Origin of the sequence: Flavobacterium azooxidireducens (genome assembly GCF_023195775.1) — a bacterium.
In the GTDB taxonomy this organism is placed as follows: Bacteria; Bacteroidota; Bacteroidia; order Flavobacteriales; family Flavobacteriaceae; genus Flavobacterium; species Flavobacterium azooxidireducens.
In genome coordinates this window covers 392,894-418,694 of record NZ_CP096205.1, presented here as the reverse complement: position 1 = coordinate 418,694, position 25,801 = coordinate 392,894, and the positions used below count along the sequence as shown (strand labels likewise).

The following is a 25,801-nucleotide window of genomic DNA, read 5'->3' as shown; positions in this document are numbered from 1 at the left end:
GATATTACCTCTTTCTTTTTTATCTTTTAGAGTTTGAACAGAATGTAAAGAATTGAGTATTGCTTAATATCTTGAATATCCAACTAGGAGAAAAGACGAAGGAAGATACATCACTTTATCAATTACTAATATTAAAAAAATGATTAAAAAATTATTAAAACAAGTCGCAGGAATTGATGTTGCTCAAAAGGAATTAGTCATTACTTTAGGCCGTATATATGAAGATTTCAACATTGAGTTATTTAGTTACAAAGTTTTTAAAAACAGTGATTCTGGAATTAAATCATTGGTTGAATGGGTAAATAAGCAAATAGATAAAGAGCTTCCCATACGTTACGTTATGGAAGCAACCGGAGTTTATCATCAAAAGTTTGCATATCATTTAGTCGATAACGGTTGTGAGGTAAGTATTGTATTACCCAATAAGATTAGTAATTACATACGAACCTTAGAACAAAAAACAGTAACCGATAAGAGTTGTTCGCAAGCAATTGCACAATTTGGATTAGAGCGAAAATTAGATCGATGGACAAAGCCTAAAAGCATTTACAGGGAGCTACAACAGCTTACCCGTGAAAGAGAGCAAATTGTTCAAGAGAGGAGTAATATTAAAAACCAAATACATGCTGAAAGTGTAGAAGCTATGCCAAATGAACGAAGTCTTGATAGGATGAAAAAGAGAATAGTATTATTGAATTTACAAGAAAAAGAAATAAAAAAAGAAATCAACGAAATTACAAAAGCTGATCTTCAAGTGTCCAATATCATCAAAAGAGTTACATCAATACCTGGTGTTGGTGAATTAACCGCAGTGACAGTTTTAGCGGAAACAAACGGTTTTGAATTAATAAGAAACAAATCTCAGCTAACTAGTTATGCAGGACTGGATGTAAAAGAAAAGCAATCAGGAACCTCAGTAAAGGGGAAGCCAAGAATATCCAAGAAAGGAAATAGGTTTTTAAGAAAATCATTGCATTTACCAGCATTAAGTGCTGTAAAATGGGATGAAAATTTTAAAAGTGTTTACGCAAGATTAGTGTCTAAACACGGTATTAAAATGAAAGCTTTGGTAGCAGTTCAAAGAAAGTTACTCGAACTAATCTATATTTTATTCAAAAATGAAACAGTTTACGATAAAGAATATATAACAAAAAATAGCGTGCAAACACAAATGGTTTAAACACGCTATAGAGACTAGTTCAGAGACTGTCTTGAAAAACAAAACTAATAAAAATTTAGATTTTATTTTGGAAATCAACACAGAATCTATCGGGATCCCACATAGCGAAGCTATCAAAATCTATCAAAATCCGCGTTTAGCTTCAGCTAATCCGTTCAATCCGTGTTCCAATTAAAAGTTTCAAAAATCACCGTTAGACTTGAAACTTGAAACCTGAAACCTGAAACTTCAAACAAAAACTAAATTATTTTTATTAATTCCGTAAATTGCACCCTCAAAAACATCATTTTTTTATCAATGGAACAAGCAACTCCTTATATTCCTAAAAATAAAGTAAGAATTGTAACAGCCGCATCCCTTTTCGACGGACACGATGCAGCCATCAATATTATGCGTCGTATCATTCAAGCCACCGGTGTAGAAGTTATTCACCTTGGCCACGACAGAAGCGTAGAAGAAGTCGTAAACACTGCTATTCAAGAAGATGCCAATGCAATTGCGATGACATCCTATCAAGGTGGTCACAACGAATATTTCAAATACATGCACGATTTGCTCAAAGAAAAAGGAGCCGGTCACATCAAAATATTTGGCGGTGGAGGAGGCGTAATCCTTCCTGAAGAAATCAAAGACCTTCACGATTACGGAATCACGAGAATTTATTCTCCCGATGACGGTCGAGCAATGGGATTACAAGGAATGATTAATGATTTGGTTCAACAATCCGATTACCCAATTGGCGATAATTTGAATGGAGAAGCCAAAGAATTATACAAAAAAAATCCACGTTCAATCGCTCGCGTAATTTCTGCAGCAGAGAATTTTCCGGATATTGCTAAAGAAACGTTAGACAGTATTCACAAAGAAAATGAAACCTCCAAAATTCCTGTTCTCGGAATTACAGGAACCGGTGGAGCAGGAAAATCATCGTTAGTAGATGAATTAGTTCGTCGTTTTCTAATCGATTTCCCTGAAAAAACAATTGGTTTAATTTCCGTAGATCCATCCAAAAGAAAAACAGGCGGAGCTTTGTTGGGCGACAGAATCCGAATGAACGCTATCAATAATCCTCGCGTTTATATGCGTTCGTTGGCTACACGTCAATCCAATTTAGCATTATCAAAATATGTTGCCGAAGCGATTCAAGTGCTGAAAGCAGCAAAATACGACATCATTATCCTCGAAACCTCCGGAATTGGTCAAAGTGATACCGAAATCATCGAACATTCCGATGTTTCATTATACGTGATGACACCTGAATTCGGTGCCGCTACCCAATTGGAAAAAATCGATATGCTTGATTTTGCCGATTTAGTCGCTATCAACAAATTCGATAAAAGAGGTTCACTTGATGCTCTTCGTGACGTGAAAAAACAATACCAACGCAATCATAATCTTTGGGATGCCGATTTAGATTCGCTACCCGTTTTCGGAACAATTGCTTCGCAATTCAATGACCCGGGAATGAACACACTTTACAAAAAAGTGATGGACAAAATCGTCGAAAAAACAGAAGCGGATTTAAAATCTACCTTCGAAATCACGCGTGAAATGAGCGAGAAAATTTTCGTCATTCCGCCACACAGAACACGTTACCTTTCTGAAATTTCAGAGAATAACCGCAAGTATGACGAAACCGTTTTATCACAAGTAGATGTCGCTCAAAAATTATACGGAATTTATAAAACCATCGAATCAGTTGGGCATATCAATAAATTAGGTTTAACTAAATTCGGTATCAACGAAGAAGAACTTCAAAACGCAGCATCCACAACCAATAAAGAATTTTTAAGTTTATTAACCAAAGAATTCGACCGTGTAAAAATGAACCTCGACCCATTCAATTGGGAAATCATTTTAACGTGGGACGAAAAAGTAAATAAATACAAAAACCCGATTTATTCGTTCAAAGTTCGCGACAAAGAAATCAAAATTCAAACGCACACCGAATCACTTTCGCATTCGCAAATACCAAAAGTAGCGTTGCCAAAATATCAAGCGTGGGGCGATATTTTAAAATGGAATTTACAGGAAAATGTTCCCGGAGAATTCCCTTTTGCATCCGGACTTTATCCGTTCAAACGAGAAGGCGAAGATCCATCCAGAATGTTTGCCGGAGAAGGCGGACCGGAGCGAACCAACAAACGTTTTCACTATGTGAGTGCAGGTTTACCCGCCAAACGTTTATCAACGGCGTTTGACTCGGTAACTTTATACGGTAACGACCCCGATTTACGTCCGGATATTTACGGAAAAATCGGAAATGCTGGGGTTTCCATTTGCTGTTTAGACGATGCCAAAAAATTATATTCCGGTTTCGATTTAAGTCATCCGCTAACGTCTGTGAGTATGACCATCAACGGTCCGGCTCCGATGTTGCTTGGCTTTTTTATGAATGCTGCCATCGACCAGAATTGCGAAAAATACATTATCGAAAATAATTTACAAGTTGAGGTGGAAGAAAAAATCAACGAAATCTATAAGAAAAATGGTTTCGTTCGTCCAACCTACAACGGCGAACTTCCAAAAGGAAACAACGGTTTAGGATTGATGTTGTTAGGCGTAACCGGAGACCAAGTGCTTCCGCAAGACGTGTACCAAGACATTAAAATTAAAACCTTAGCCCAAGTTCGCGGAACCGTTCAAGCCGATATTCTAAAAGAAGATCAGGCACAAAACACCTGTATTTTCTCCACCGAATTCGCTCTTCGATTGATGGGCGACGTGCAGGAATATTTCATTAAAAAGAATGTGCGTAATTTCTATTCGGTTTCCATTTCGGGTTATCATATTGCAGAAGCAGGGGCAAACCCAATCACGCAATTAGCATTTACGTTGGCCAATGGTTTCACTTACGTGGAATATTATTTGAGTCGCGGAATGAATATCAACGATTTCGGACCCAATTTATCCTTCTTTTTCTCCAACGGAATCGATCCGGAATATGCCGTGATTGGTCGTGTGGCAAGAAAAATTTGGGCAAAAGCCTTAAAAAATAAATACGGAGCAAACGAAAGAGCTCAGATGTTGAAATACCATATTCAAACGTCCGGACGTTCGTTGCACGCTCAGGAAATTGATTTCAATGACATCCGAACCACGCTTCAAGCCTTGTATGCCATTTACGACAACTGTAACTCGTTGCACACGAATGCGTATGACGAAGCCATCACCACACCAACCGAAGAATCCGTTCGTCGTGCAATGGCAATCCAATTGATTATCAACAAAGAATTAGGTTTAGCCAAAAACGAAAACCCCATTCAAGGTTCGTTCATCATCGAAGAATTAACCGATTTAGTGGAAGAAGCGGTCTTACAAGAATTCGACCGCATCACAGAACGTGGTGGCGTTTTAGGTGCAATGGAAACAATGTACCAACGTTCTAAAATTCAAGAAGAATCGTTGTATTATGAAACCTTGAAACACAATGGCGATTTCCCAATCATTGGTGTAAATACGTTTTTAAGTTCAAAAGGTTCGCCAACGGTTGTGCCAAGAGAAGTAATTCGTGCCACCGAAGACGAAAAACAATTTCAAATTAAAACCTTAGAAACCCTACACCAATTGCACGAGCAAAAAGTGAACGAACAATTAAATGGTTTACAAGAAGCCGCCATCAACAACCAAAACATTTTTGAACGTTTGATGGAAGCCACCAAATATTGTTCGCTGGGTCAAATTACGAGTGCGTTGTTTGAAGTGGGTGGGCAGTATAGAAGGAATATGTAATTTAATTTTATATGATTTTAAAAGGATGACGAGAGTTGTCCTTTTTTTGTTTGTAATAATACGAGGGTCTGTCATTTCGACGGAGGAGAAATCACATAAAGTAGGTAACATAATCTTTGTTTAATGATATGTGATTTCTCCTATCGTCGAAATGACACAATAGGAATCTTATATGTTTAAATTGTACTAGGGTTTTTATTGTTGATAATTGTAGATTTTGCTCAAAAGACTTGAGACTTGGTATAGCTGAGGATTGTGGGTAAAGCTAATAGTAGTAGTGTATTATTCACAAAGCAACGTATCAAAATCGATGTGAAGTTGAGTTACACCATTCTGATCTACAGTTACCCATTTATAATTTTTTAATACATAAGCATTTCCACCATCAAGCTTAACCCACTCGTCAATTCCTTTAGCACCGTTTTTTAGATCGTCTTTGGTTGTAACGCCAATTGGAGCAACATAATTTCTGTTTTTTACCAAAAACTTGCATTTACCTGTTGTAGTCATTTCTTCTGCTTCTGCGTGTGAAATGAACTTGGATACAGTTAGATTTGGAAGTGTGTTGTTTACTTCAATCGGCGACATTGAAGTTGCACATGAAGCAAGAACGAAACACATTACAATTAAATTTATGCTAGCTAATCTCATCATTTTTAAAAATTAAGAATTAATATTTCATACTATTTTGAGGTTTGTCAAGGTTATCATTGCCCTAGCAGGTGTCTTTTAGGCATCGCTATCTTGGTTGATTTTTTTTATAACTGAGTCAACAATTTCATTTGCGTACTGCATTTCAACTTGAAAAAATTCTCGTTTTGTATCGACACGATATTTTTCAAGTATTTTGTGGATTGTCTTTTCTGCCAAAAAACAGTCTTTCACATTCCATTCTCTCATTACATGAAATTTATCAGGAATACTTGTAGATGATAGTTGTTTTGCTCTTTCTTCAGTTTCTTTTGTAGTTAGTCCTATTTTGAAAACATCTTTTGGAAGACTACTATTTCGCATTATGTAAATTTTTCCTGCGTTTTTAGAAGTGTAAGCTATATCATGTGTTTTTTCGATAATTAAATCATTTTCTTTTGCATGAAAATAACTTTCTGTTTTTTGTACCCAAGTTCTGCCTTGTATAGGATTACCATTTTTATCATTACCTATTTCGTTGTCTTCTAAATTTTTCCAATATCCTGTTCGTTCAACTTTGATTTTTTCATCGCGAAATTTTATCCTGTCGGATAAAAAGATTTGATTACGATTTAATACCCATAAAGGTCTTACTCTTATTTTAAATTTATTGTCAACATCCTTATATTCTCTACTTTTGAATGAGTTTTTTAAAATTGATTTTGCTTCGGTGTCGTGTTCCTCTTCTTCAATTTCATCATTATAAAAATCAAAATAATTTGGTAAAAAAAGACAAATCTTTGATAACTCAAAAATTGAGTTATATTCATCTACACGTTCTGCAATATTTTTAAATATCTCTTCATATTTTGGCTCTCTCCATTTTCCATTTATCATAAAACCAGTTAAATCATCCGTTAATATAGAATAGCTATCTCCTTGATCTTTTGCAACATATCTTGCATCTATAGTATTTGTATCTAAATCAATTCGACAAGCAATTAGTATTTTCCATAGATTTGGATCGTCATTTAATTTTACAGCTTCTCTTATTCTATCTCCAGAAATTATAAGTTTTTCTTTTCCAATGCTTCGTTCCATTTCATCTATAGGTGACAAGTTCTTAGATTGTATTGAAGTGTCTGTTATTTGTCCAGTTGCAAATAACATTGTTACTTCATTTCCTCTTCTTACCATAGAAACTCCGCCGATAATAAAGCTGTCTCCATTTTCGGTTTTAAAATTTATATTTTTTAAATCATATCCAACATTAAAGTTATAAATCAAATCTTCAATAAAGCTTTCTTTAATTTCATTTGTATCATGTTTTAAATTATTGGAAGTGTAAAAATCTATAAAGTCAAAAAATGAGATAGAATAATCTTCTTCATTTAATAATGTCCAATAGTTTAATCTCTTATCCAAAGTATAAAAGGCTTCCATTACGTTGAACATTATTGGCATATTTCGATGTCCATAAGTCCACGATCGATTGTTAAACTCTGAAAGATAAGACCTCAATTCAGGATCCATTACTAGCCCGATACCATTTGCCTCTTGAAGTTCCCATGTTTTTATAGCTTCTGCTTGCTTCTTTTTTATTTCTTTTTTAAAGTTTGGATTATTTAATTCATGTTGTTGAATAATTTTTGCTACTTTTTCATGCTCTGGAGTTCCCTCTTCAGGTACAACATCTTTAGAATATTCTATACGTCTTTTAATATGCTCTTTCATGATGATTTATATGATAATGACGTCTAAATTTTTTATATACTGAGTATTATATTTTTTTTTGAGCATTTTTAACGTATGGATGGCAATATGCTCAATTGCCACTCGGTTTTTTTTACTAAAATACTAAAAATTTCCCCACTTTAACATTTCCCCACAAATTTCTCAAAATCAAAAACACCCACAAACAAGTAGCGATACAATTAAAACCACTCCAAACCTCCTTTTTACACGTTGCTCAACTGGTTTTTTGTGGTTCTTTAGTAATTTAAATAGGTTAGTGAAGTACTTTAATAGGGTTGCGGACTACTTTTACCACGTCCTACAACCCCTTTAATGGGGTTCCAGACTACTTTTATCACGTTACCTAACGTGGTAAATGGGGTTCCGGACGTGGTAGACCACGTTGTAGGACGTGGTAAAAGGGGTTGTATAACGTGGTCAACCACGTTATAGGACGTGGTAAATGGGGTTCGGAACGTGGTAAAAGGGGTTGTAGGACGTGGTAAAAGTAGTTCAGGACGTGGTAGACCACGTTGGTTGACGTGGTAAAAGGGGTTGGGTAACGTGGTAGACCACGTTGTAGGACGTGGTAGAACACGTTGGGTGACGTGGTAAATGGGGTTAAGTAACGTGGTAAAAATAGTTCAGAGCATAGTGTTCTGAACTATTTACCTTTGTCTATATAACTACAAACAGTCAATGGAAATAATTTATTTTAAAAATAAAAGAGATATTCAATAAATAGTACGACTATTTTCTCAGCCTTACACAAACAAATTTGCATTCGGTTCTTTAATCGAATTCACCATTGTGATAATCGGTTCCGAAGACAAAAACTCTAAAAGCTCTGCGTTAAAGTCTTTCGGTTGCTCCATATTCGATAAGTGCCCTGCATTATTAATTACTTTCAACGTCGAATCTTTAATGTGTTTATTCATAAATTCCGACTGCTCCAGCGGCGTCACTTCGTCTTCACGACCGCAAATAATCAACGTAGGAACAGTAATTTGCTTCAATTTAGAACACGTTTCGTTACGCATAGCCAACGCTTTCAAACCGTTAATTATTACTTCGGGTGTATTGGCCAAAATGTCGGCATTTATTTTCGTGACCAACTCTTTATTCGATGAATAAGTGTCATCAGCAAACACAGAATCCAAAAACGTAGCCGAAAATTTCGACGTTCCGTTTTGCTCAATTTCCTCAATCGTTTTATAGCGTTTTTCTCGTTGTTCAGGCTTGTCGGCAACACAATTCGTGTCACACAAAATCAAAGCTGCAAACCGCTCGGGATAACGAGTAATCGCATTCAACGCCACAAATCCACCCATCGAAAGTCCGCAAATAATCACTCGTCGCAACTTCAAAGCATTCAAAAAACCAATCAAATCATCGCCCAATAAGTCCATACTCAACGCAGAATCATCATTCGTTGATTGACCAAAACTTCTAAAATCCACCGATATAAAACGGTGCGTTTCCTCAAAAGTTTTCAATTGATTGTCCCACATCGACTTATTAAATGGAAAACCGTGTAAAAACACGACTGGTATTTTCCCAATTCCCACATCATTATAGGATAGTTTAATGTTATTGACTTCGATTGTACTATTGAGAGTTGAATTAGACTTTTCCATGATAAATAGATTTAGAAATTAGTGTTATAAAGGTCGGTTAAGTTTTTATTTTTATGTTATAAGATTATTTGATATCATTACATAATTTACACAGTCAGATTGACTATTTTTGTGTAATTTTTTTTAAATAGATTCACTCAGTCAAATCGTTCTCGGTGCCACAGTGGGCAATCAAGTGCTCGGCAAAAGTTGGGTAATAAATTCATTTAAAGGAAGAAACCTTCAGATACATCTTTCTTAATTCTTTAAAAAAAAATTATCTTTGGATTATAAATTAAGAAATGGAAAATACGAATTCAGCATTTATTCTATTTAAAACCGAAGATCAAAAAATTTCGGTCGATGTTCGTTTAGAAGACGAAACAGTTTGGTTAACAACAGACCAAATGGCATTACTTTTTGATAAGGGCAGAAGTACTATTTCGGAACATATTTCAAATGTATTTAAAGAAGGTGAGTTAGACGAAAATTCAACTTGTCGGAAATTCCGACAAGTTCGTTTGGAGGGAAATCGAAAAGTAGAAAGAGATGTGGATCATTATAATCTTGATGTAATCATTTCAGTTGGTTATCGAGTTAAATCTTTACGAGGAACGCAATTTCGTCAATGGGCAACCAAACGATTGAATGAATACATTCGTAAAGGTTTTGCAATGGATGATGAACGATTAAAAAATTTAGGAGGGAGCGGTTATTGGAAAGAATTATTGCAACGTATCCGTGATATTCGTGCTTCTGAAAAGGTGTTTTATCGTCAGGTTTTGGATATTTATTCCACAAGCATTGATTATGATCCAAAATCAGAGGTTTCTGTTCTGTTTTTTAAGAAGGTACAAAACAAAATTCATTATGCAGTTCATGGACAAACGGCATCCGAATTGATTTTTAACAGAGCAGATGCCGAAAAAGAGTTTATGGGATTAACCGTTTTCTCTGGAAATCGCCCGCATCTTAAAGATATAGTTATTGCCAAGAATTATTTAAATGATAAAGAACTTCGTGCTTTGGGGCAAATTGTTTCCGGTTATCTAGATTTTGCAGAAAGGCAAGCTGAACGCGAACAAGCGATGACAATGAAAGATTGGGCAGAACATTTAGACAGGATTTTGACAATGAGTGGAGAACAATTGTTACAAGGTGCTGGAACTGTAAGTCACGAAAAAGCAATTGGAAAGGCAACAGACGAATATAAAAAATACCAACAAAAAACGTTAAGTGAAGTTGAGAAAAATTATTTGGAAAGCATAAAAAATATGGATGATAAAATTAAGTAGTTACTTAAGACTTGTTGAAGAATTTAAAAAAGAAGCTTCGATTTCTCCAAATATAACTTAAAAAATATCTTCTCATCATCAAACTAGTATGCGAATTACTATTTTTGTGTAAATTTTCTAAATGGATTCATTCAGTCAAATCGTTCTCGGTGCCGCTGTGGGCAATCAAGTGCTCGGCAAAAAGATCGGCAACAAAGCCATTCTTTACGGAGCTATCATTGGAACGATGCCTGATTTGGATGTGCTTTACGGTAAGTTTTTAGATCCGTTAACTGCCACAGATATTCACCGTGGCTTCAGTCATTCCACTTTATTTTTTCTTTTTCTTTCTCCTGTTTTAGGATGGATTTTACAAAAATTAGAACATAAACATAAAGTGAATTTCAAAGAAGCAACGTTGTTTTCTTTTCTCGTTTTACAAACTCACGCCTTACTCGATTTGTTCACTACTTGGGGAACACAATTGTTTTGGCCACTCGAAACACGGTTTTCATTGCAATCTATTTTTGTGATTGATCCGTTATATACATTGCCTTTTTTGGTTTTTCTTATTCTTTCGATGAAGAAAAAGAAACAAGACCCCAAAAGAATGTTTTGGAACAGAACCGGATTGATTGTGAGTACTTCGTATTTGTTTCTCACGCTTTTAGTACAATCGGTTGTGACGAATAAATTTGAAAAACAATTGGAACAAAACAAAATTAGTTACCAAGAAATTGTCGTAAAACCATCTCCCTTCAACATTATTTTATGGACAACCAATATTAAAGTGGATAACGGTTATTACATCGGCGATTATTCTTTTTTTGATACAAAACCCATCCATTTTCAATTCATTCCCACCCAAAAAGAATTGATAAATACTATTGAAGATGCCGCCGTCATCCAACAATTAAAAAGAATATCCGAAGGATGGTACTGTATCACACAAAAAGAAAACCAACTTTTTTTTAATGATTTGCGATTTGGGGTGATGAATGCGGATAAAAATGATTTACAGTTTTCGTTCAGTTATCAAATTACTGAAGAAAATGGGGAAATTAAAGCGGCTGAATTGCCTAATAAAAATAGGAGAGAAGCGAAGAACTTATTGGGGAAATTATGGGTTAGGTTGTGGGGGAATTGATTACTGCATAAACCTCACCTCACTAATCTTCCCGTCCGTAATCGTATAAACCGCAATCGCAAAAAGTGCGGGTTGCGATTTCAAAAAAACAACTTCTTCATGGTCAATGACTTTGTTATTTAGCACAATTCTATTGACTAATTTACAATGTAACTCGGGTAATTGGTTGAACATTTCGGTATATTCTTCTCGCATTTTTGCCTTTCCTTCATATAAAAGTTGGTCGGGAAAAGTATAAACTTTTACATTTTCACTATAAGGCTTTAAAAAAGCTTCGATGTCGCGTTTGTTATAACCATCCAATTGTTCTTGGGCTAGGGCAGTGGCTTCTTTTTCTGTGGAGGATTTGTCTTGTCCATAAATTGAAGAACTTAAAATCACTAATGTAACTAGAAATATTTTTTTCATAATTTAGTATGTATAAGTTTATAATTCTGCTTGTGCTTTCTTTGTTGATTCTAATTTCATTTTTTTCAGTTCTATCCTTTCATTCGAAATATCTTTGTAAACAATATGATAACCTGGAATAGTATTTTGGTCACCTTCAATACTACATTCTATGTTGTTGGTTTTCCAAATCCATTTATCACCGTGTTTTGAACTTGGTTCGCCATAGGCCGAGTTTAAAATTGCATATACATTGAGAACTTTTTCGGTAACAACTTTAATTTCACTAATAACATTATTGTTTGTAGTTAAGTAAATAAATAAAATCTTTGCAGTTTTAATTTTATCATCATTCGACCCAACATAAACATAATCAGCTTTTGAATTTAAACTTAGCTTAAAAAGTTCGGCATTTGAATTATCTTTTCGATTAAATTCAGGATAATTTTCTACCGATGTACCAAGTTTAATTTCTCGAAATCCGTTTTTTGATTCTAAAAAAATGTAATCTTGACCCAATCCAATTATAGATGATAAAAAGAAAATTAAAATAACAATTGATTTCATGGTTAGGATTTTAAAAAACTGAAACAAAAAGCATACCTTCTTTTAATTGATTTATTTATCGGCATTTTCATCACTATTAAACTTCCGCACAATGGCTTTCAACTTTTCTTTTCTCGCCACTTCCTTACCTTTCTTTTTGGCTTGTTCCTTGTGCAATTTGTCGTTGTGAATTTTAATATTTTTCGGATTATTTCTTCCCATAAGTCACTCCTTTTACATTCATTTTTAGACCATAAACCGCATCCATTGCCGTGATAAATAAGAGGTCGTTATTTTTTCCGCCAAAGCAAACATTGGCTGTCCAGCTTTTTGGTACGTTAATATGTGCAATCGGAAAACCATCTTTATTAAACACTGAAACCCCGTTTCCGGTTAAATACACGTTTCCTTGATTATCGATTGTCATGCCGTCTGAACCCATTTCGCAAAATAATTGTCGGTTTGCCAACATTCCATCAGGTTGAATGTCATAACTATACGTTTTTTGATCGTTAATATCGGCAACATACAATTTTTTTCCATCCGCCGATCCAACGATACCATTGGGTTGTTTTAAATTTTCGTCAACGGCGATGATTTTTTTTCTATCAGGCGAAAGATAATATACATGATTGCCTGTTCTTTTGCTAATCGAATCTCTTTCCCAATAATTCCGAACATACAACGGATCAGTGAAATAAATACCGTTTTTAGCATCAATCCACAAATCATTCGGACCGTTATGAGCGTTTACTTTATCTTCATAAATCACTTTGTGTTTTCCGTTTTTGTCAAATTGCCATAGTTGATTATTCAAATCGGCACACGCAATCAGGTTTCCTTTTTTGTCAAAATATAAACCGTTTGACCGACCGGAATTATCACTAAATACAGAGGTTTTTCCACTTTCAGCATCCCAACGAATAATTTGATTGTTGGGTTGGTCGGTAAAAAACACATTTCCGTTTTTATCAGTAATCGGTCCTTCAGTAAAAATATAACCATCCGCCAAAAGCTTTACTTCTTCGTTTGCAGCAACTAAGTTTTTAGAATCGGCAATTTGCCCGAAATGTTTTCCATAAACCAATAAAAACAGCAGTAGGAATTTAATTTTCATCTTTTAATAATTTATCAATTTTTACATAACCAATTTCCAGACCATCTTGTTGATCTGAATTTGTTTTTGTAATTTTCAATTGGAATTTCTCTTTAAATTGTGCGGATAGAATATCTTCAATTTCATGAATATCATCCACATCTACACCGTATTTATCATCAATGTGCGACGTCGCTCCTTTAAAACCGCAATGTTTATAGAACGAAGTGGCTTTTGCTTTTTTGATGGCTTCGGCTTTGTTTTGAGCAACGGTTAACACTTTATAATGATATTCTTCAAATTCATTTTCTTTGTAACCACCTAAATTGATGAAAAATAATTTTTCGGAGTTGAGTAAATTTTCCTCACGCAAAACAACGTCAATAGTAAAATCGTCAACAAAAGAAACTTTTCGCCATGCATCAATGTGAATTTGGTCTTTTGCTTCCGGCCAAAAAGCTTTCATATCCGGAATTAATTCTTTTAAATCCTTACCAATTCCAAAAAAAATATCATGTTGTTCAGTCAATCTTCCGGGAGGAGTGGCTCCCAACATCACCATAAAAAGAGTTTGATTTTCTTCCATCTTTCAAAAGTAATAAAAATAAAATTAGGGCAAATGGTTCAAAAAAGATAACTTTGGCATGAGTATTGGATAGTACTAACTATCATTAATCATTAAAAAATAAACGTATGAAAAAATTTACATTCATTTTAGTGTTAATCGGGATGATAACATTACAAAGTTGCGAAGGCCCGGAAGGTCCTCCAGGAAGAGATGGTTTTAGTGCCGAAGCAGAAGTTTTTGAATTGAGAAACATAAATTTTGGTTTTAGCAGTCAATTTGGCTATTCAATCTATCAAGAATTAACACCGCCAATTTTAAATTCGGATGTAATTTTAATTTACAGAATGGATGGAACAATTAATTCTTCAACACCAATTTGGCAACAAATTCCTCGAACGTTATATTTGAACCAAGGCGAATTGGATTATGATTTTGACTTCAGCAGAGTTGATTTTACAATTTATGCTGATGGAACATATGATTTGGAAACAACTCCACAATATCTTGATAATCAAACATTCCGAATCGTAATCATTCCGGGTTATTTTTCAGGAAGAATGGATTATAGCGACTATAACCAAGTTATGTTGGCAAACGGACTTACCGAAGCTGATGTTAAGCCATTTAGCGAACGTCAATAAATTCTAAATAAATTTTAAAAAGGTCTTTCCGAAGACCTTTTTTTATGCGGTTAAATTTCCTATTTTCGCAGTTCTTTTAAAAGCAGTTATGGATTTTCTATTTATCATCATCGGATTAGTTCTTTTAGTTTTTGGAGGCGATTGGTTGCTCAAAGCAGCAGTCGGCATGTCGCTTCGACTTAATATTTCTAAAATCGTAATCGGAATGACAGTTGTGTCTTTTGCTACTTCTGCACCGGAACTAATTGTGAGTGTTAAATCTGCCATGGCGGGTTTTCCGGACATTGCTCTAGGAAACGTCGTAGGTTCCAACATCGCAAACATCGGACTAATTCTCGGTATTGTGATGATAATTAGCGAAATGAAAATCGATGAATCCTTCTTTAAAACTGATTGGCCAGCAATGATAATTGCATCCTTATTGCTGTTCGGAATATTACTTTACGACGGCGAAATCAGTAGACTCGAAGGAATAATTCTCTTTATTCTTTTAATTTTATTTATAATTTACCTCTTAAAAGCTCAAAAAAATAAACCTGTCGAAATCGATCTTCCGGAAGCTAATCAAATGAAAATGTACCTCATTTTTATCTTCTTAATACTCGGTGGTGCAGCACTCTACGGTGGTTCAGAACTTTTAATCAAAGGAGCAGTCAACGTCGCTAAAACATTCGGTGTTTCCGATCGAGTGATTGCTGTTACGGTCGTTGCCATCGGAACCAGCATACCCGAATTAGCAGCATCACTCATCGCTGCCATCAAAAAAGAAAGCTCCATTTCCATCGGAAACGTGTTAGGTTCAAACATCTTCAACATTCTTTCTGTACTCGGACTCACCGCCATCATTCACCCGATAAAATTAGTCGATAACCGCCTCATCACCTTCGATATTTATTGGATGCTCGGTTTTTCACTCATCCTTTTACCCTTAGTATTACTACCCAAAAAAGGCTACCTCGACCGCAAAGCAGGCATCATCTTGCTCGGCAGTTACATCCTTTTTGTCTATCTCACCTTTGCCTGATTTTTTTTCAGAAGCTAATCCGGCTAACCGCTGCAACTCCTCGGCCTAAAAGCTATTTTTCTATGGATTTTTCGTGGCTTCTTTGGTCGCCCCAAAAAGCCAAGAAAAAGTAGCTTTTAGTCCTGCGGGGTTTCCGCTACTATCCGGGCTAGGGGAGTAGTGGTCAGTTTTCAGTCGCAGTTTTCAGTCGCAGTTTTCACACAATCTTGTCATTCCATAGGAATCTCAGTGGCAGTTTTCAGTGGCAGTTTTCACACAATCTTGTCATTCCGTAGGAATCTCAGTGACAGTTTTAAGTTTCAAGTTTCAAGTCAAGCATTTCAAGTTATCACAAACTTTGTGTCTTTAAATCTTCGTGGCAAATAATAAGTCGCAGTTTTCACATAATCTTGTCATTGCGAAGCAATCTCTCCAATTTTCAAGATGAAGATTACTTAAAATGAAAATGTTCTCAAAACGAATCCTGTTAAATCTCTTATAGCGAAGCTATCAAAATCCGAGAAGATCCCTTCAACCCGTCAAACCTGCCGGCCGGCAGGCAGGTACGTGTGCTATTAAAAAAAAGCGAAGCAACATTTCTCCAATTTTCAAAACCCGCAACCCGCAACTCGTAACCTGCAACTCGCAACCCGAAACATTTCAACCTTTTCAACCATTTCCTCAAAAAAACCACTTCAATAATCGATAATTTTTACTTTTTATAGATTTCACCCCTAAAAAAATAGGGGTATAGTTATTTTAAAACAATTTTTAAATATATTTGCACCATAAAATAAGAAACTAAACCTTAAAAATTAATTTTATGTCAACGTTACGTTTTCAAGCATTAAAAGATGCATCCAGCAGAAAACCTGTAAAATTTGAAGAATCAGGAAGAAAATCTGAACTTTTCGGATCCAATGTATTCAACGACAAATCAATGCGACAGTACCTAACTGCCGATGCCTACAAAGGTGTAAAAGATGCCGTGCAACACGGAACAAAAATTGACAGAAAATTAGCCGACTACATCGCTCTTGGAATGAAAGAATGGGCGTTGGCAAAAGGCGTAACACATTATACACACTGGTTTCAACCACTTACAGGTTCAACCGCAGAAAAGCACGATGCTTTCTTTGAAACTTCGTATGACGGTTCAGATCCGGTAGAAAAATTTGGTGGCGGACAATTAGTACAACAAGAACCGGATGCTTCTTCTTTTCCAAATGGTGGAATCAGAAATACATTTGAAGCTCGCGGATATACTGCTTGGGATCCAACTTCTCCTGCATTCATCTTCGGAACGACTTTGTGTATTCCAACAGTTTTCATTTCTTATACAGGTGAAGCATTAGATTATAAAACACCATTATTAAGAGCTTTAAACTCTGTTGACGAAGCAGCAACCGAAGTCTGTAAATATTTCGATAAAAACGTAAAAAAAGTAACCGCAACGTTAGGTTGGGAACAAGAATATTTCTTAGTAGATTCATCATTAGCAAACTCGCGTCCTGATTTAATGTTAACAGGAAGAACGTTACTTGGACACACATCTGCTAAAGGACAACAATTAGACGATCATTATTTTGGATCAATTCCATCAAGAGCATTGGCTTATATGAGAGAATTGGAAGAAGAATGTATGTTATTGGGAATTCCGGTAAAAACACGTCACAATGAAGTTGCTCCAAACCAATTTGAGTTAGCTCCAATTTTTGAAGAAACTAATTTAGCCGTTGACCACAATTCATTACTAATGGACGTAATGTCAAAAGTAGGTGAACGTCATGATTTTAAAGTACTTTTCCACGAAAAACCATTCAAAGGAGTAAACGGATCAGGAAAACACAATAACTGGTCGTTGGCTACAGATACCGGCGTGAACTTACTCTCACCTGGAAAAACACCAATGAGCAACTTACAATTTTTATCATTTTTCATTAACACCATCAAAGCGGTAAATGAATATGAAGAATTGTTGAGAGCTGCCATCGCAACCGCCAGTAACGATCACAGACTTGGTGCAAACGAAGCTCCACCGGCAATTATTTCGGTTTTCATTGGTGAGCAATTAACCAAAGTTCTTGAAAATTTAGAAGGCGTTTCCAAAGGAAAACTTTCTCCGGAAGAAAAAACAGATTTAAAACTAAATGTAGTTGGAAAAATTCCGGATGTAATGTTAGACAACACGGATAGAAACAGAACCTCTCCATTTGCTTTCACAGGAAATAAATTTGAATTTAGAGCCGTTGGTTCTTCTGCAAATTGTGCCAATGCGATGACAACATTGAATTCTATCGTTGCAAAACAATTAAAAGAATTCAAAAAAGAAGTAGATGCTTTAATCGAGAAAAAAGATTTAAAGAAAGACGAAGCAATTTTCAACGTGTTGAGAGAATATATCAAAACAACAAAAAATATTCTTTTTGAAGGTGACGGTTATAGTGAAGAATGGGAAAAAGAAGCTAAAAAACGTGGATTGAGTAATCATAAAACAACTCCAACTGCTTTAAAAGCAAAAGTTTCTAAAAAAGCATTGGATTTATTCAACGATTTGAATGTAATGAACCATGTTGAGGTGGAAGCTCGTTATGAAATTGAATTGGAAGAATACACCAAAAAAATCCAAATTGAAGGAAGAGTTTTAGGAGATATTGCTAGAAATCACGTGATTCCAACGGCAATTCGTTACCAAAATACATTAATTGAAAACGTGCGTGGTTTAAAAGAAATCTTCGGAAAAGATTTTGAAAAAATTGCCAAAGAACAAATTTCATTAATCAAAGAAATTTCGGCTCACATCGAAGGAATTAATTCAAACGTAGAGGCAATGACCGAAGCTCGTAAAAAAGCAAATGCGTTAACCGATGCACAAAAAATGGCCGAAACGTATTGTGATAAAGTAAAACCTTATTTTGAAATCATCAGAGAACATTGCGATAAATTAGAACTTTTGGTTGACGACGAAATCTGGACGTTGACGAAATACAGAGAGTTGTTGTTTACGAGATAAATTTCACTCATATTAAAAAAGTAGCCACGAATTTCACTAATTACCACGAATTAATTTGTGTGAATTAGTGTAATTCGTGGCTATAGTGTTTTTTAATTATTCGTTTATATGTATTTTTTGAGTTGTGACTTTTTTAGTTAAAGATTAAATTTATTTAAAGAAATTGTTTCAATTTTAAAATAATTTTATATTTTCGTATCGCTTTAAAAATTAATATGCTTTTTTATAAGCAAAAATGCCCCCAGCATTAAAAAAAATCTAGATAATATAACCGTGGAAAGTATAGTGGTATTTTAACAGTGAGTTTTCTGTGTTCAAAAATACTACATCAAAATCTTTTTGATTTTGATCACAACAAAACTAAATTTCCAACAAATTAACACTAAAACGGGTGGGATAACGAAAGTTGTCCCACTTTGTTTTTTTATACCAACTATGAAATTAATTAGTTGTATTTTCGTTATTGTAAAAATAGTCAATATGAAATCGGTATTTTTTTCACTTCTTTTTTTATTCACCTCTCACATTATTTCTGCTCAGGAACAGTCATCTTATTATTTTGACACCAATAAATATGAACTTAAAAATTCAGAAATTCAGAAATTAAACGAATGGATTTCGAAAAACAAAGAAGTCAAAATCGTTGCTATTAACGGTTATACTGACGAAGATGGAACGATAGGTTTTAATGATACATTAGCCCAAAAACGAGTCGATTTTATTTATCAATTTGTAAAAGATAAAGTCAAAATCAGAGATGATTTTAAAACCCGAAGTTTTGGAAAGTTACACAAACAATCCGACAATAAAGCAGAAAATAGAAGAGTTACCGTTTTTTATATTGAAGCAAAAGATTTAGCCAGAGAAGACGAAATTTTAGGAATCACAAAAGAGGAAATTACTCCAAAACCCAAACCAAAAAAACAATTTCCGGAAGCAATCGTGATTGAAAATCCTAACGGAACCGAATCTACTTTCGAGCTAAATGTGGAATTTATGCAACAAGTTGATGCCGCAAAACCGGGTGAAAAATTAAAATTGGAAAACCTTAATTTTCAATTAAACACATTTGCAATTGTAAACGAAAGTCGCGGAAAATTATATGAATTACTCATCGTGATGCAACAAAACCCAGAACTTTCAATCGATATTCAAGGTCATTTGTGTTGTATGCCAACGGACAGAACTAATTTATCAACTCAACGAGCCAAAGCAATTAGTCAGTTTTTACGAATGAACGGAATTGAAAATTCGAGAGTGACTTATCAAGGTTTTGGTAGTTCGCAACCCATCCATCCGTTACCGGAAAAGAACGAAGAAGAAAGAGCCGCCAATCGTAGAGTAGAAATTGAAATTGTTAAGAATTGAAACTAGTCGTATTTTTTTTTAGTTTATGTTTCTCATTTCTTCAGGCTCAAGAATCAAAAACACTTTATTTTGATTTTGCCAAAGAGGTGCCAAATGCAATTTCTTTAAAAAATTTTGACGAATGGATTGTTTCAAATCAAAATATAGAAATTCTGCAAATAGCAGGTTATTGCGATTCCGTTGATACCAATTTATCAAACAAAAAACTGGCTTCAAAAAGAATTCAGAGTGTTTTAACTTTATTAAAATCAAAAAATAGTAGAATTTCTAACAGTTTAATTCAAGAAGTTTTTGGCGAAGATTTTAAACAATCAAAAATACAAGCTGAAAATAGAAAAGTAACTTTTTTGTACAAAATAGTGGATGAACCAATCATAGAAACCGAGCTATTGATAGAAGAAAAACCTAAAGAAGAATCGCTTGTTGAGAAAATTGAAAAAGAAAGAATTTCATTAATAGACAAATTTGAAAATGCTAAGATTGGTGATAGAATTGTGATTAACAACATTCACTTTCAGTTTAATTCAGAAAATATTATCCCTGAATCTGAACCTTTACTAGAACAATTGTTATTTATAATGGAGCTGAATCCAGATTTAGAAATTAAAATTTTCGGGCATATTTGCTGTAATCCTGATCCAAAGGACACAAAATTATCGTATCGTCGTGCTTTAAAAATTTTTAATTATTTGAGAGATAACGGTATTCAACTTCGAAGATTGGCTTACAAAGGTTTTGGAAGTAATGAACCAGTTTATCCAATTCCTGAAAAAAATGAAGAAGAAAAAATAGCCAATCGCAGAGTAGAAATTGAAATTGTAAAAAAATGAAAACATTAAACTGCTTATTTATAGTTTTATTTTTCGTTACACTTTCCGCTCAGGAAAAATTAGATATTTATTTCGATTTTAATAAAGCAAACCCAAATTCAAATTCAATTCAAATTTTGAATGAATGGATAAAAAATAATTCATTTGCAGAAGTTTATAAAATGGAAGGATATTGTGATACAGTAGATTCCAAAACGTACAATTTAAAATTAGCAGAACGACGAATTCATACTATAGAAAATATTTTAAAACTTAATAAAATTAAAGTCGTCGATACTATCGAAAGAATTCCTTTTGGCGAAAATTTCGATTTTTCTTCAAACCAAGATGAAAATAGAAAAGTTTCCTTTTTCTATCAAAAACCAACTCCAAAAAATTCATTTTCCGAAAAGATAAAAAATGCAAAAGTTGGTGAATTATTGAATTTAAAAGGATTGAATTTTTATAACATGAGCGATGTCGTTCTCCCTAATTCAAGACCAATTTTGGATGAATTGCTTCAAATGATGAAGGATAATCCAACGCTAAAAATTGAAATTCAAGGTCATATATGTTGTAAGGAAATCGAAATTGAAGATATTTCACTCAAACGAGCTAAAACCGTTTATGATTTTCTACTATCAAATGCAATTTCAGCGGATCGAATTTCATACAAAGGATTTGCTTCTACAAGACCAATTTATCCTTTACCGGAAAAAAATGAAGAAGAACGAGTTGCCAATCGTAGAGTTGAAATTTTAATTATTGAAAAATAGCACTTCTAGATGCATTTTAAAATTGCTACATTTTCACATTAATCCTATCTTTGCCAAACACAACAACACAACTATGAGTTCTGATACCAGCAAACGTTATGCTCTTCGCGGAGTTTCTGCCGCCAAAGAAGATGTGCATAATGCCATAAAAAACATTGATAAAGGATTATTTCCCAAAGCTTTCTGCAAAATTGTTCCTGATTATTTAACAGGAGATGACGATTATTGTCTTTTAATGCACGCTGATGGTGCCGGAACAAAATCGTCGTTAGCGTATTTGTATTGGAAAGAAACCGGCGATATTTCGGTGTGGAAAGGCATTGCTCAAGATGCGTTGATTATGAATATTGATGATTTGCTTTGCGTTGGTGCAACCGATAATATTATGCTTTCATCCACCATCGGAAGAAATAAAAATTTAGTTCCTGCCGAAGTAATTTCTGCCATAATCAACGGAACGGAAGAATTAATTCAAGAATTAAAATCATTTGGTGTTACGATTCATTCAACCGGTGGTGAAACTGCTGATGTGGGCGATTTGGTTCGAACAATCATTGTAGATTCTACCGTTACAGCTCGAATGAAAAGGAGCGATGTGATTGACAATGCAAACATTAAATCCGGTGATGTAATTGTTGGGTTGGCTTCGTTCGGACAAGCCTCTTACGAAAAAGAGTACAACGGCGGAATGGGAAGCAATGGCTTAACGTCTGCTCGTCACGATGTTTTTTCAAAATATTTAGCCGAAAAATATCCTGAAAGTTTTGATGCCGCTGTTCCTTCTGATTTGGTTTATTCCGGTCAAGTGAAATTGACGGATGAAGTGGAAAATAGTCCGATTGATGCCGGAAAATTAGTGCTTTCGCCAACGCGAACCTATGCTCCAATAATCAAAACGATTTTAGAAAAATACTCTCCAAAAGAAATTCACGGAATGGTGCATTGCAGTGGTGGAGCCCAAACCAAGATTTTACATTTTATTGACAATTTACATATTATCAAAGATAATTTATTCCCGATTCCGCCATTATTTAAACTGATTCAAGAACAATCCAAAACCGATTGGAAAGAAATGTATCAAGTGTTTAATTGCGGTCACCGAATGGAATTGTATGTTCCTGCAGAAATCGCTAATGACATTATCGAAATTTCAAAATCATTCAACGTCGATGCTCAAATTGTAGGCAGAGTAGAAGCATCCGAACATAAAAAATTAACGATTACGAGTGAATTTGGTACATTTGAATACTAATTTTAAACCCGCAACTCGCAACTTTCAACCCGCTAACCTTTAAAATATGGACTTACCAAAATTCGTTTTAGCAGACAACACCGATCATCCGGAAGATATTTTTATCATTCATTTAGAATATCCTCGTTTTATAATTAATTTAAAAGATGATGAAGTGGAAATCATCGAAGAAGTTGATGCAGAAGACGAAAAAGACCTCGAAACCGAAATGGAAAAATTAATCGAGTTAGCCGGAGCTTTTTATGATAGAGAAATGGAACGATATGAGGAGTAAAATGCCGGATTAATTTATTGCATCAACTCACTCACATTCATAAAAACATCAACAACTTCTAGAGAATGTTCATTTTCAATTAAATCTTCATTTGCAATGAACGTATTTACAAGCATTTTTTTGGTGCCGGTTTCTTGAGCAAATGCTGTTTTTCTTTGTTTTATTTCTTGTGCATATTTTTTTGAAATGACAAAGTTACTTTCATAAAATTTACATTCACAAAGGTTGATAGTAGCATCTTTTCGGTCAATAATTAAATCAATTTGAAATCCATTGGCTGTAGAAGTTCCTTTTCTGCTAAAACACGATGTTTCTGTATAAACATTTCTGATTCCTAAAGCGTTTTTTATTTCGTCTATATGTTTCATGCATAACGTTTCAAAAGCAAAACCTTTCCAGATTTTATATTTCTGTGAATTAGAAATTATTTGCCAGATAGACGCATCTTTCTTTTCATTACCTTTCATAAATTGATGATAAAAGACTGAAAATTCATCTACTAATCTGTAAATACTTCCTCTTTTTTTCTTACCAAAGGGTAGAGATTCTTCTACAAAACCTGTCAAAACCAAATCATTCATCGCTCTAGTATATGGACCACCCGCACTAACTTTTGAGTTTTCAATGATGCTTTCTCTAGTTAATCCGTTGTGTGATTTTGCTAAACAAGCTACAATCGCTTCATGGTTTTCCCAATTTGTAAATAAGGCTTTGTATAAATTGTTGTATTCGTATTTTAATATTCCCGTTTCAGAAAAACATATTCGCTCGATTGCTTTTGTAACGCTTTCGCCTCTTTGAATTTGTTCTAAATAATAAGGCAAACCACCCAACGTCATATAGATTTCAGAAATACCCGTTGGTGTATAATTTATATTTTTGGATTTTAAGAATTCATTCGTTTCTGCAAGAGTAAAAGGTTTTAAATGAATGGGCAAATTAATTCTATTATGAAAACCTCCTTTATCATTAATGATATTTTGCGTAATCCATGAAGTAGCCGAACCGCAAACAACCAGTATAAAATGTTGTTCTAGAGACAGATAATCATTCCATAAATGTGCTAATAGTTGTATAAAACCGGATTTTGGTGTAGAAATCCATGGTAATTCGTCAATAAATATAACTTGCTTTTTATTTTTTGGTAAACTTTTTAAATAATTTTTGAATACAAAAAACACCTTTTGCCAATTATCTACAGCACCTAAAACCAACAAGTCTTTGTTGTATTCTGCTATTTTTTGAACAAAATTATTTATTTGAGTTTGCAAATCTGCATTCTGAATTCCGGTTACAGTAAAACAGAAGTTTTTTTCATATACTTCTCTTATTAAATACGTTTTTCCAACTCTTCTTCTTCCTGTTACTGCTACAAATGATGACTTTTTTGCCTTGATAGCATCTGTCATTGCTTTTGTTTGAGCTTTTCTTCCTATCATGAGTTAATGTATTTATGAAGCAAATATAAGAAATAAATACAGATATGTGTAATTAAAAAATGTATTTATATATCATAAAAAGTAGATAAATACAATTATAAGTTTATTAAAAGTGTATTTAAATTAATTTTTTTGTATTTAAAGACACTTATGTTTTTACAAGATTAATCAGATTAACGTAAACTGCTTAATCTATCTTCCGTCAAGGTCAAATACTTTTATTTATAGTAAGTAGAGAGTAATTCTAATGCCGCTGCAAAAGGAGAAAGTTCATCATTTTGCACGGCTTTTTTCTTTTTCTCCAATAAATCAATAATTTCCGGATGATTGTAAAAATGATTTTTTAATTGTTCATTAATCGTTTCCATCATCCAATATTGGTTCTGCTCTTTTCTTTTTTCTTGAAAATAGGAATTGGATTTGGTCAATTCCAAATAATTTGAAATTGTTTTCCAAACAGCATCAATTCCATCTTTTGTATAAGAACTACAAGTAGAAACAATAGGCATCCAACCTGATTTTTTAGCCGGAAAAAGATGTAATGCTCTGTTGAATTCGGTTTTAGCTAGTTTGGCTTTTTTGATGTTATCACCATCTGCTTTATTGATTACGATGGCATCGGCCATTTCCATAATGCCGCGTTTGATTCCTTGTAATTCATCACCGGCACCGGAAATTTTTAATAATAAAAAGAAATCAACCATACTGTGAACGGCAGTTTCACTTTGACCAACACCAACCGTTTCAATGATGATAGTATCAAATCCGGCAGCTTCACATAGAATAATAGTTTCACGGGTTTTTCTGGCAACGCCGCCCAACGTTTCTCCCGAAGCAGAAGGTCGAATGTAGGCGTTTTTATCTTTTACCAATTCTTCCATTCTGGTTTTATCGCCCAAAATACTACCGTGAGAAATAGTGCTACTCGGATCAACAGCCAAAACGGCTACTTTTTTTCCTAACGAAGTTAAGTGTTTTCCAAAAGCTTCAATAAACGTACTTTTTCCGACGCCTGGAACACCTGTAATTCCAATGCGAATGGATTTATTAGCATTGGATAAGCAAGCTCCAATAATTTCATTCGCTTTAGCTAAATGTTCAGGATTTGTGCTTTCCACTAAAGTAATGGCACGGCTTAAATCGGAAATATTTCCTTTTAAAATTCCATTAATTAATTCATCAGAAGAAGGTTGAATTTTTCTATAACCTTTAATGTTTTTCACAACCAAATCACTGATAAATTCCGGTTGAGGAATACCTTCTTTTTCATTCAAAGCAGATTTATTTGGTTTTGATTTTTTCACAACACTAATTTG

General features: G+C 34.3%; 22 protein-coding genes. 12 read left to right on the top strand and 10 right to left on the bottom strand.

The genetic code is table 11. From position 1 onward, the window contains the following. Positions 1–139: 139 nt before the first annotated feature. Complete coding sequence (locus tag M0M57_RS01895) at positions 140–1,180, top strand: IS110 family RNA-guided transposase (RefSeq protein WP_248432818.1); 1,041 nt, start codon at positions 140–142, stop codon at positions 1,178–1,180. Between the two features lie 297 nt (positions 1,181–1,477). After that, positions 1,478–4,912, top strand: coding sequence for a methylmalonyl-CoA mutase family protein (locus tag M0M57_RS01890; RefSeq protein WP_248434858.1), 3,435 nt, complete (start codon positions 1,478–1,480; stop codon positions 4,910–4,912). Positions 4,913–5,194: 282 nt separating this feature from the next. Here the strand turns inward: M0M57_RS01890 and M0M57_RS01885 are convergent, their stop codons facing one another. From M0M57_RS01885 to M0M57_RS01875, 3 genes are all read right to left on the bottom strand, one after another. Next, positions 5,195–5,566 (bottom strand): hypothetical protein, encoded by a 372-nt coding sequence (locus M0M57_RS01885; RefSeq protein ID WP_248434856.1) that lies wholly within the window; start codon positions 5,564–5,566, stop codon positions 5,195–5,197. Positions 5,567–5,641: 75 nt separating this feature from the next. Beyond that, the gene (locus M0M57_RS01880) at positions 5,642–7,276 is read right to left on the bottom strand and encodes a GIY-YIG nuclease family protein (RefSeq protein WP_248434853.1); all 1,635 of its coding nucleotides are present in this window, start codon (positions 7,274–7,276) and stop codon (positions 5,642–5,644) included. Positions 7,277–8,040: 764 nt separating this feature from the next. Then, on the bottom strand, positions 8,041–8,913 hold the full coding sequence (locus tag M0M57_RS01875; protein WP_248434852.1) for an alpha/beta fold hydrolase: 873 nt from the start codon (positions 8,911–8,913) through the stop codon (positions 8,041–8,043). 281 nt (positions 8,914–9,194) lie between these two features. On the opposite strand from M0M57_RS01875, the gene M0M57_RS01870 reads away from it, so the two are divergent. Together M0M57_RS01870 and M0M57_RS01865 are read left to right on the top strand one after the other, a co-directional pair. Continuing rightward, positions 9,195–10,187, top strand: coding sequence for a virulence RhuM family protein (locus M0M57_RS01870; RefSeq protein ID WP_248434850.1), 993 nt, complete (start codon positions 9,195–9,197; stop codon positions 10,185–10,187). Positions 10,188–10,308: 121 nt separating this feature from the next. Next, positions 10,309–11,313: a metal-dependent hydrolase gene (locus M0M57_RS01865; protein ID WP_248434848.1), complete on the top strand. Its 1,005-nt coding sequence runs from the start codon at positions 10,309–10,311 to the stop codon at positions 11,311–11,313. Here the strand turns inward: M0M57_RS01865 and M0M57_RS01860 are convergent, their stop codons facing one another. Genes M0M57_RS01860 through M0M57_RS01840 form a run of 5 tightly spaced genes read right to left on the bottom strand, consistent with a single transcriptional unit; the run spans position 11,314 to position 13,928 of the window. Further along, positions 11,314–11,721, bottom strand: a complete 408-nt coding sequence (locus M0M57_RS01860) for a nuclear transport factor 2 family protein (protein ID WP_248434846.1) — start codon at positions 11,719–11,721, stop codon at positions 11,314–11,316. 18 nt (positions 11,722–11,739) lie between these two features. Then, entirely contained in the window at positions 11,740–12,267 is a 528-nt protein-coding gene (locus M0M57_RS01855; RefSeq protein WP_248434844.1) for a hypothetical protein, read from the bottom strand. Between the two features lie 51 nt (positions 12,268–12,318). Then, entirely contained in the window at positions 12,319–12,468 is a 150-nt protein-coding gene (locus tag M0M57_RS01850) for a hypothetical protein (RefSeq protein WP_248434842.1), read from the bottom strand. Further along, complete coding sequence (locus tag M0M57_RS01845; protein WP_248434840.1) at positions 12,455–13,363, bottom strand: SMP-30/gluconolactonase/LRE family protein; 909 nt, start codon at positions 13,361–13,363, stop codon at positions 12,455–12,457. The genes M0M57_RS01850 and M0M57_RS01845 overlap by 14 nt, the downstream gene beginning before the upstream one ends. Continuing rightward, the gene (locus M0M57_RS01840) at positions 13,353–13,928 is read right to left on the bottom strand and encodes a DUF1543 domain-containing protein (protein WP_248434838.1); all 576 of its coding nucleotides are present in this window, start codon (positions 13,926–13,928) and stop codon (positions 13,353–13,355) included. The genes M0M57_RS01845 and M0M57_RS01840 overlap by 11 nt, the downstream gene beginning before the upstream one ends. 107 nt (positions 13,929–14,035) lie before the next feature. Between M0M57_RS01840 and M0M57_RS01835 the strand changes: the two genes are divergently transcribed. From M0M57_RS01835 to M0M57_RS01800, 8 genes are all read left to right on the top strand, one after another. Next, positions 14,036–14,551: a hypothetical protein gene (locus M0M57_RS01835; protein WP_248434837.1), complete on the top strand. Its 516-nt coding sequence runs from the start codon at positions 14,036–14,038 to the stop codon at positions 14,549–14,551. An 88-nt stretch (positions 14,552–14,639) separates the two neighbouring features. After that, a complete protein-coding gene (locus M0M57_RS01830; RefSeq protein WP_248434836.1) occupies positions 14,640–15,575 on the top strand; it encodes a calcium/sodium antiporter in 936 nt (311 codons plus the stop codon). An 802-nt stretch (positions 15,576–16,377) separates the two neighbouring features. Continuing rightward, positions 16,378–18,567, top strand: coding sequence for a glutamine synthetase III family protein (locus M0M57_RS01825; RefSeq protein ID WP_248434835.1), 2,190 nt, complete (start codon positions 16,378–16,380; stop codon positions 18,565–18,567). A 480-nt stretch (positions 18,568–19,047) separates the two neighbouring features. Continuing rightward, positions 19,048–19,935, top strand: a complete 888-nt coding sequence (locus M0M57_RS01820) for an OmpA family protein (RefSeq protein ID WP_248434834.1) — start codon at positions 19,048–19,050, stop codon at positions 19,933–19,935. Beyond that, complete coding sequence (locus M0M57_RS01815) at positions 19,932–20,765, top strand: OmpA family protein (protein ID WP_248434833.1); 834 nt, start codon at positions 19,932–19,934, stop codon at positions 20,763–20,765. The genes M0M57_RS01820 and M0M57_RS01815 overlap by 4 nt, the downstream gene beginning before the upstream one ends. Further along, positions 20,762–21,520, top strand: coding sequence for an OmpA family protein (locus M0M57_RS01810; RefSeq protein WP_248434832.1), 759 nt, complete (start codon positions 20,762–20,764; stop codon positions 21,518–21,520). The genes M0M57_RS01815 and M0M57_RS01810 overlap by 4 nt, the downstream gene beginning before the upstream one ends. A gap of 73 nt (positions 21,521–21,593) precedes the next feature. After that, on the top strand, positions 21,594–22,772 hold the full coding sequence (locus M0M57_RS01805; protein ID WP_248436720.1) for an AIR synthase related protein: 1,179 nt from the start codon (positions 21,594–21,596) through the stop codon (positions 22,770–22,772). Positions 22,773–22,818: 46 nt separating this feature from the next. Beyond that, complete coding sequence (locus M0M57_RS01800; protein ID WP_112087232.1) at positions 22,819–23,046, top strand: hypothetical protein; 228 nt, start codon at positions 22,819–22,821, stop codon at positions 23,044–23,046. A 14-nt stretch (positions 23,047–23,060) separates the two neighbouring features. Here the strand turns inward: M0M57_RS01800 and M0M57_RS01795 are convergent, their stop codons facing one another. Continuing rightward, a complete protein-coding gene (locus M0M57_RS01795; protein ID WP_248434830.1) occupies positions 23,061–24,485 on the bottom strand; it encodes an AAA family ATPase in 1,425 nt (474 codons plus the stop codon). Between the two features lie 218 nt (positions 24,486–24,703). Continuing rightward, positions 24,704–25,789 carry a methylmalonyl Co-A mutase-associated GTPase MeaB gene (meaB, locus tag M0M57_RS01790; protein ID WP_248434828.1) on the bottom strand — a complete coding sequence of 362 codons (1,086 nt, stop codon included), beginning with the start codon at positions 25,787–25,789 and terminating at the stop codon, positions 24,704–24,706. Between the last annotated feature and the right edge of the window lie 12 nt (positions 25,790–25,801).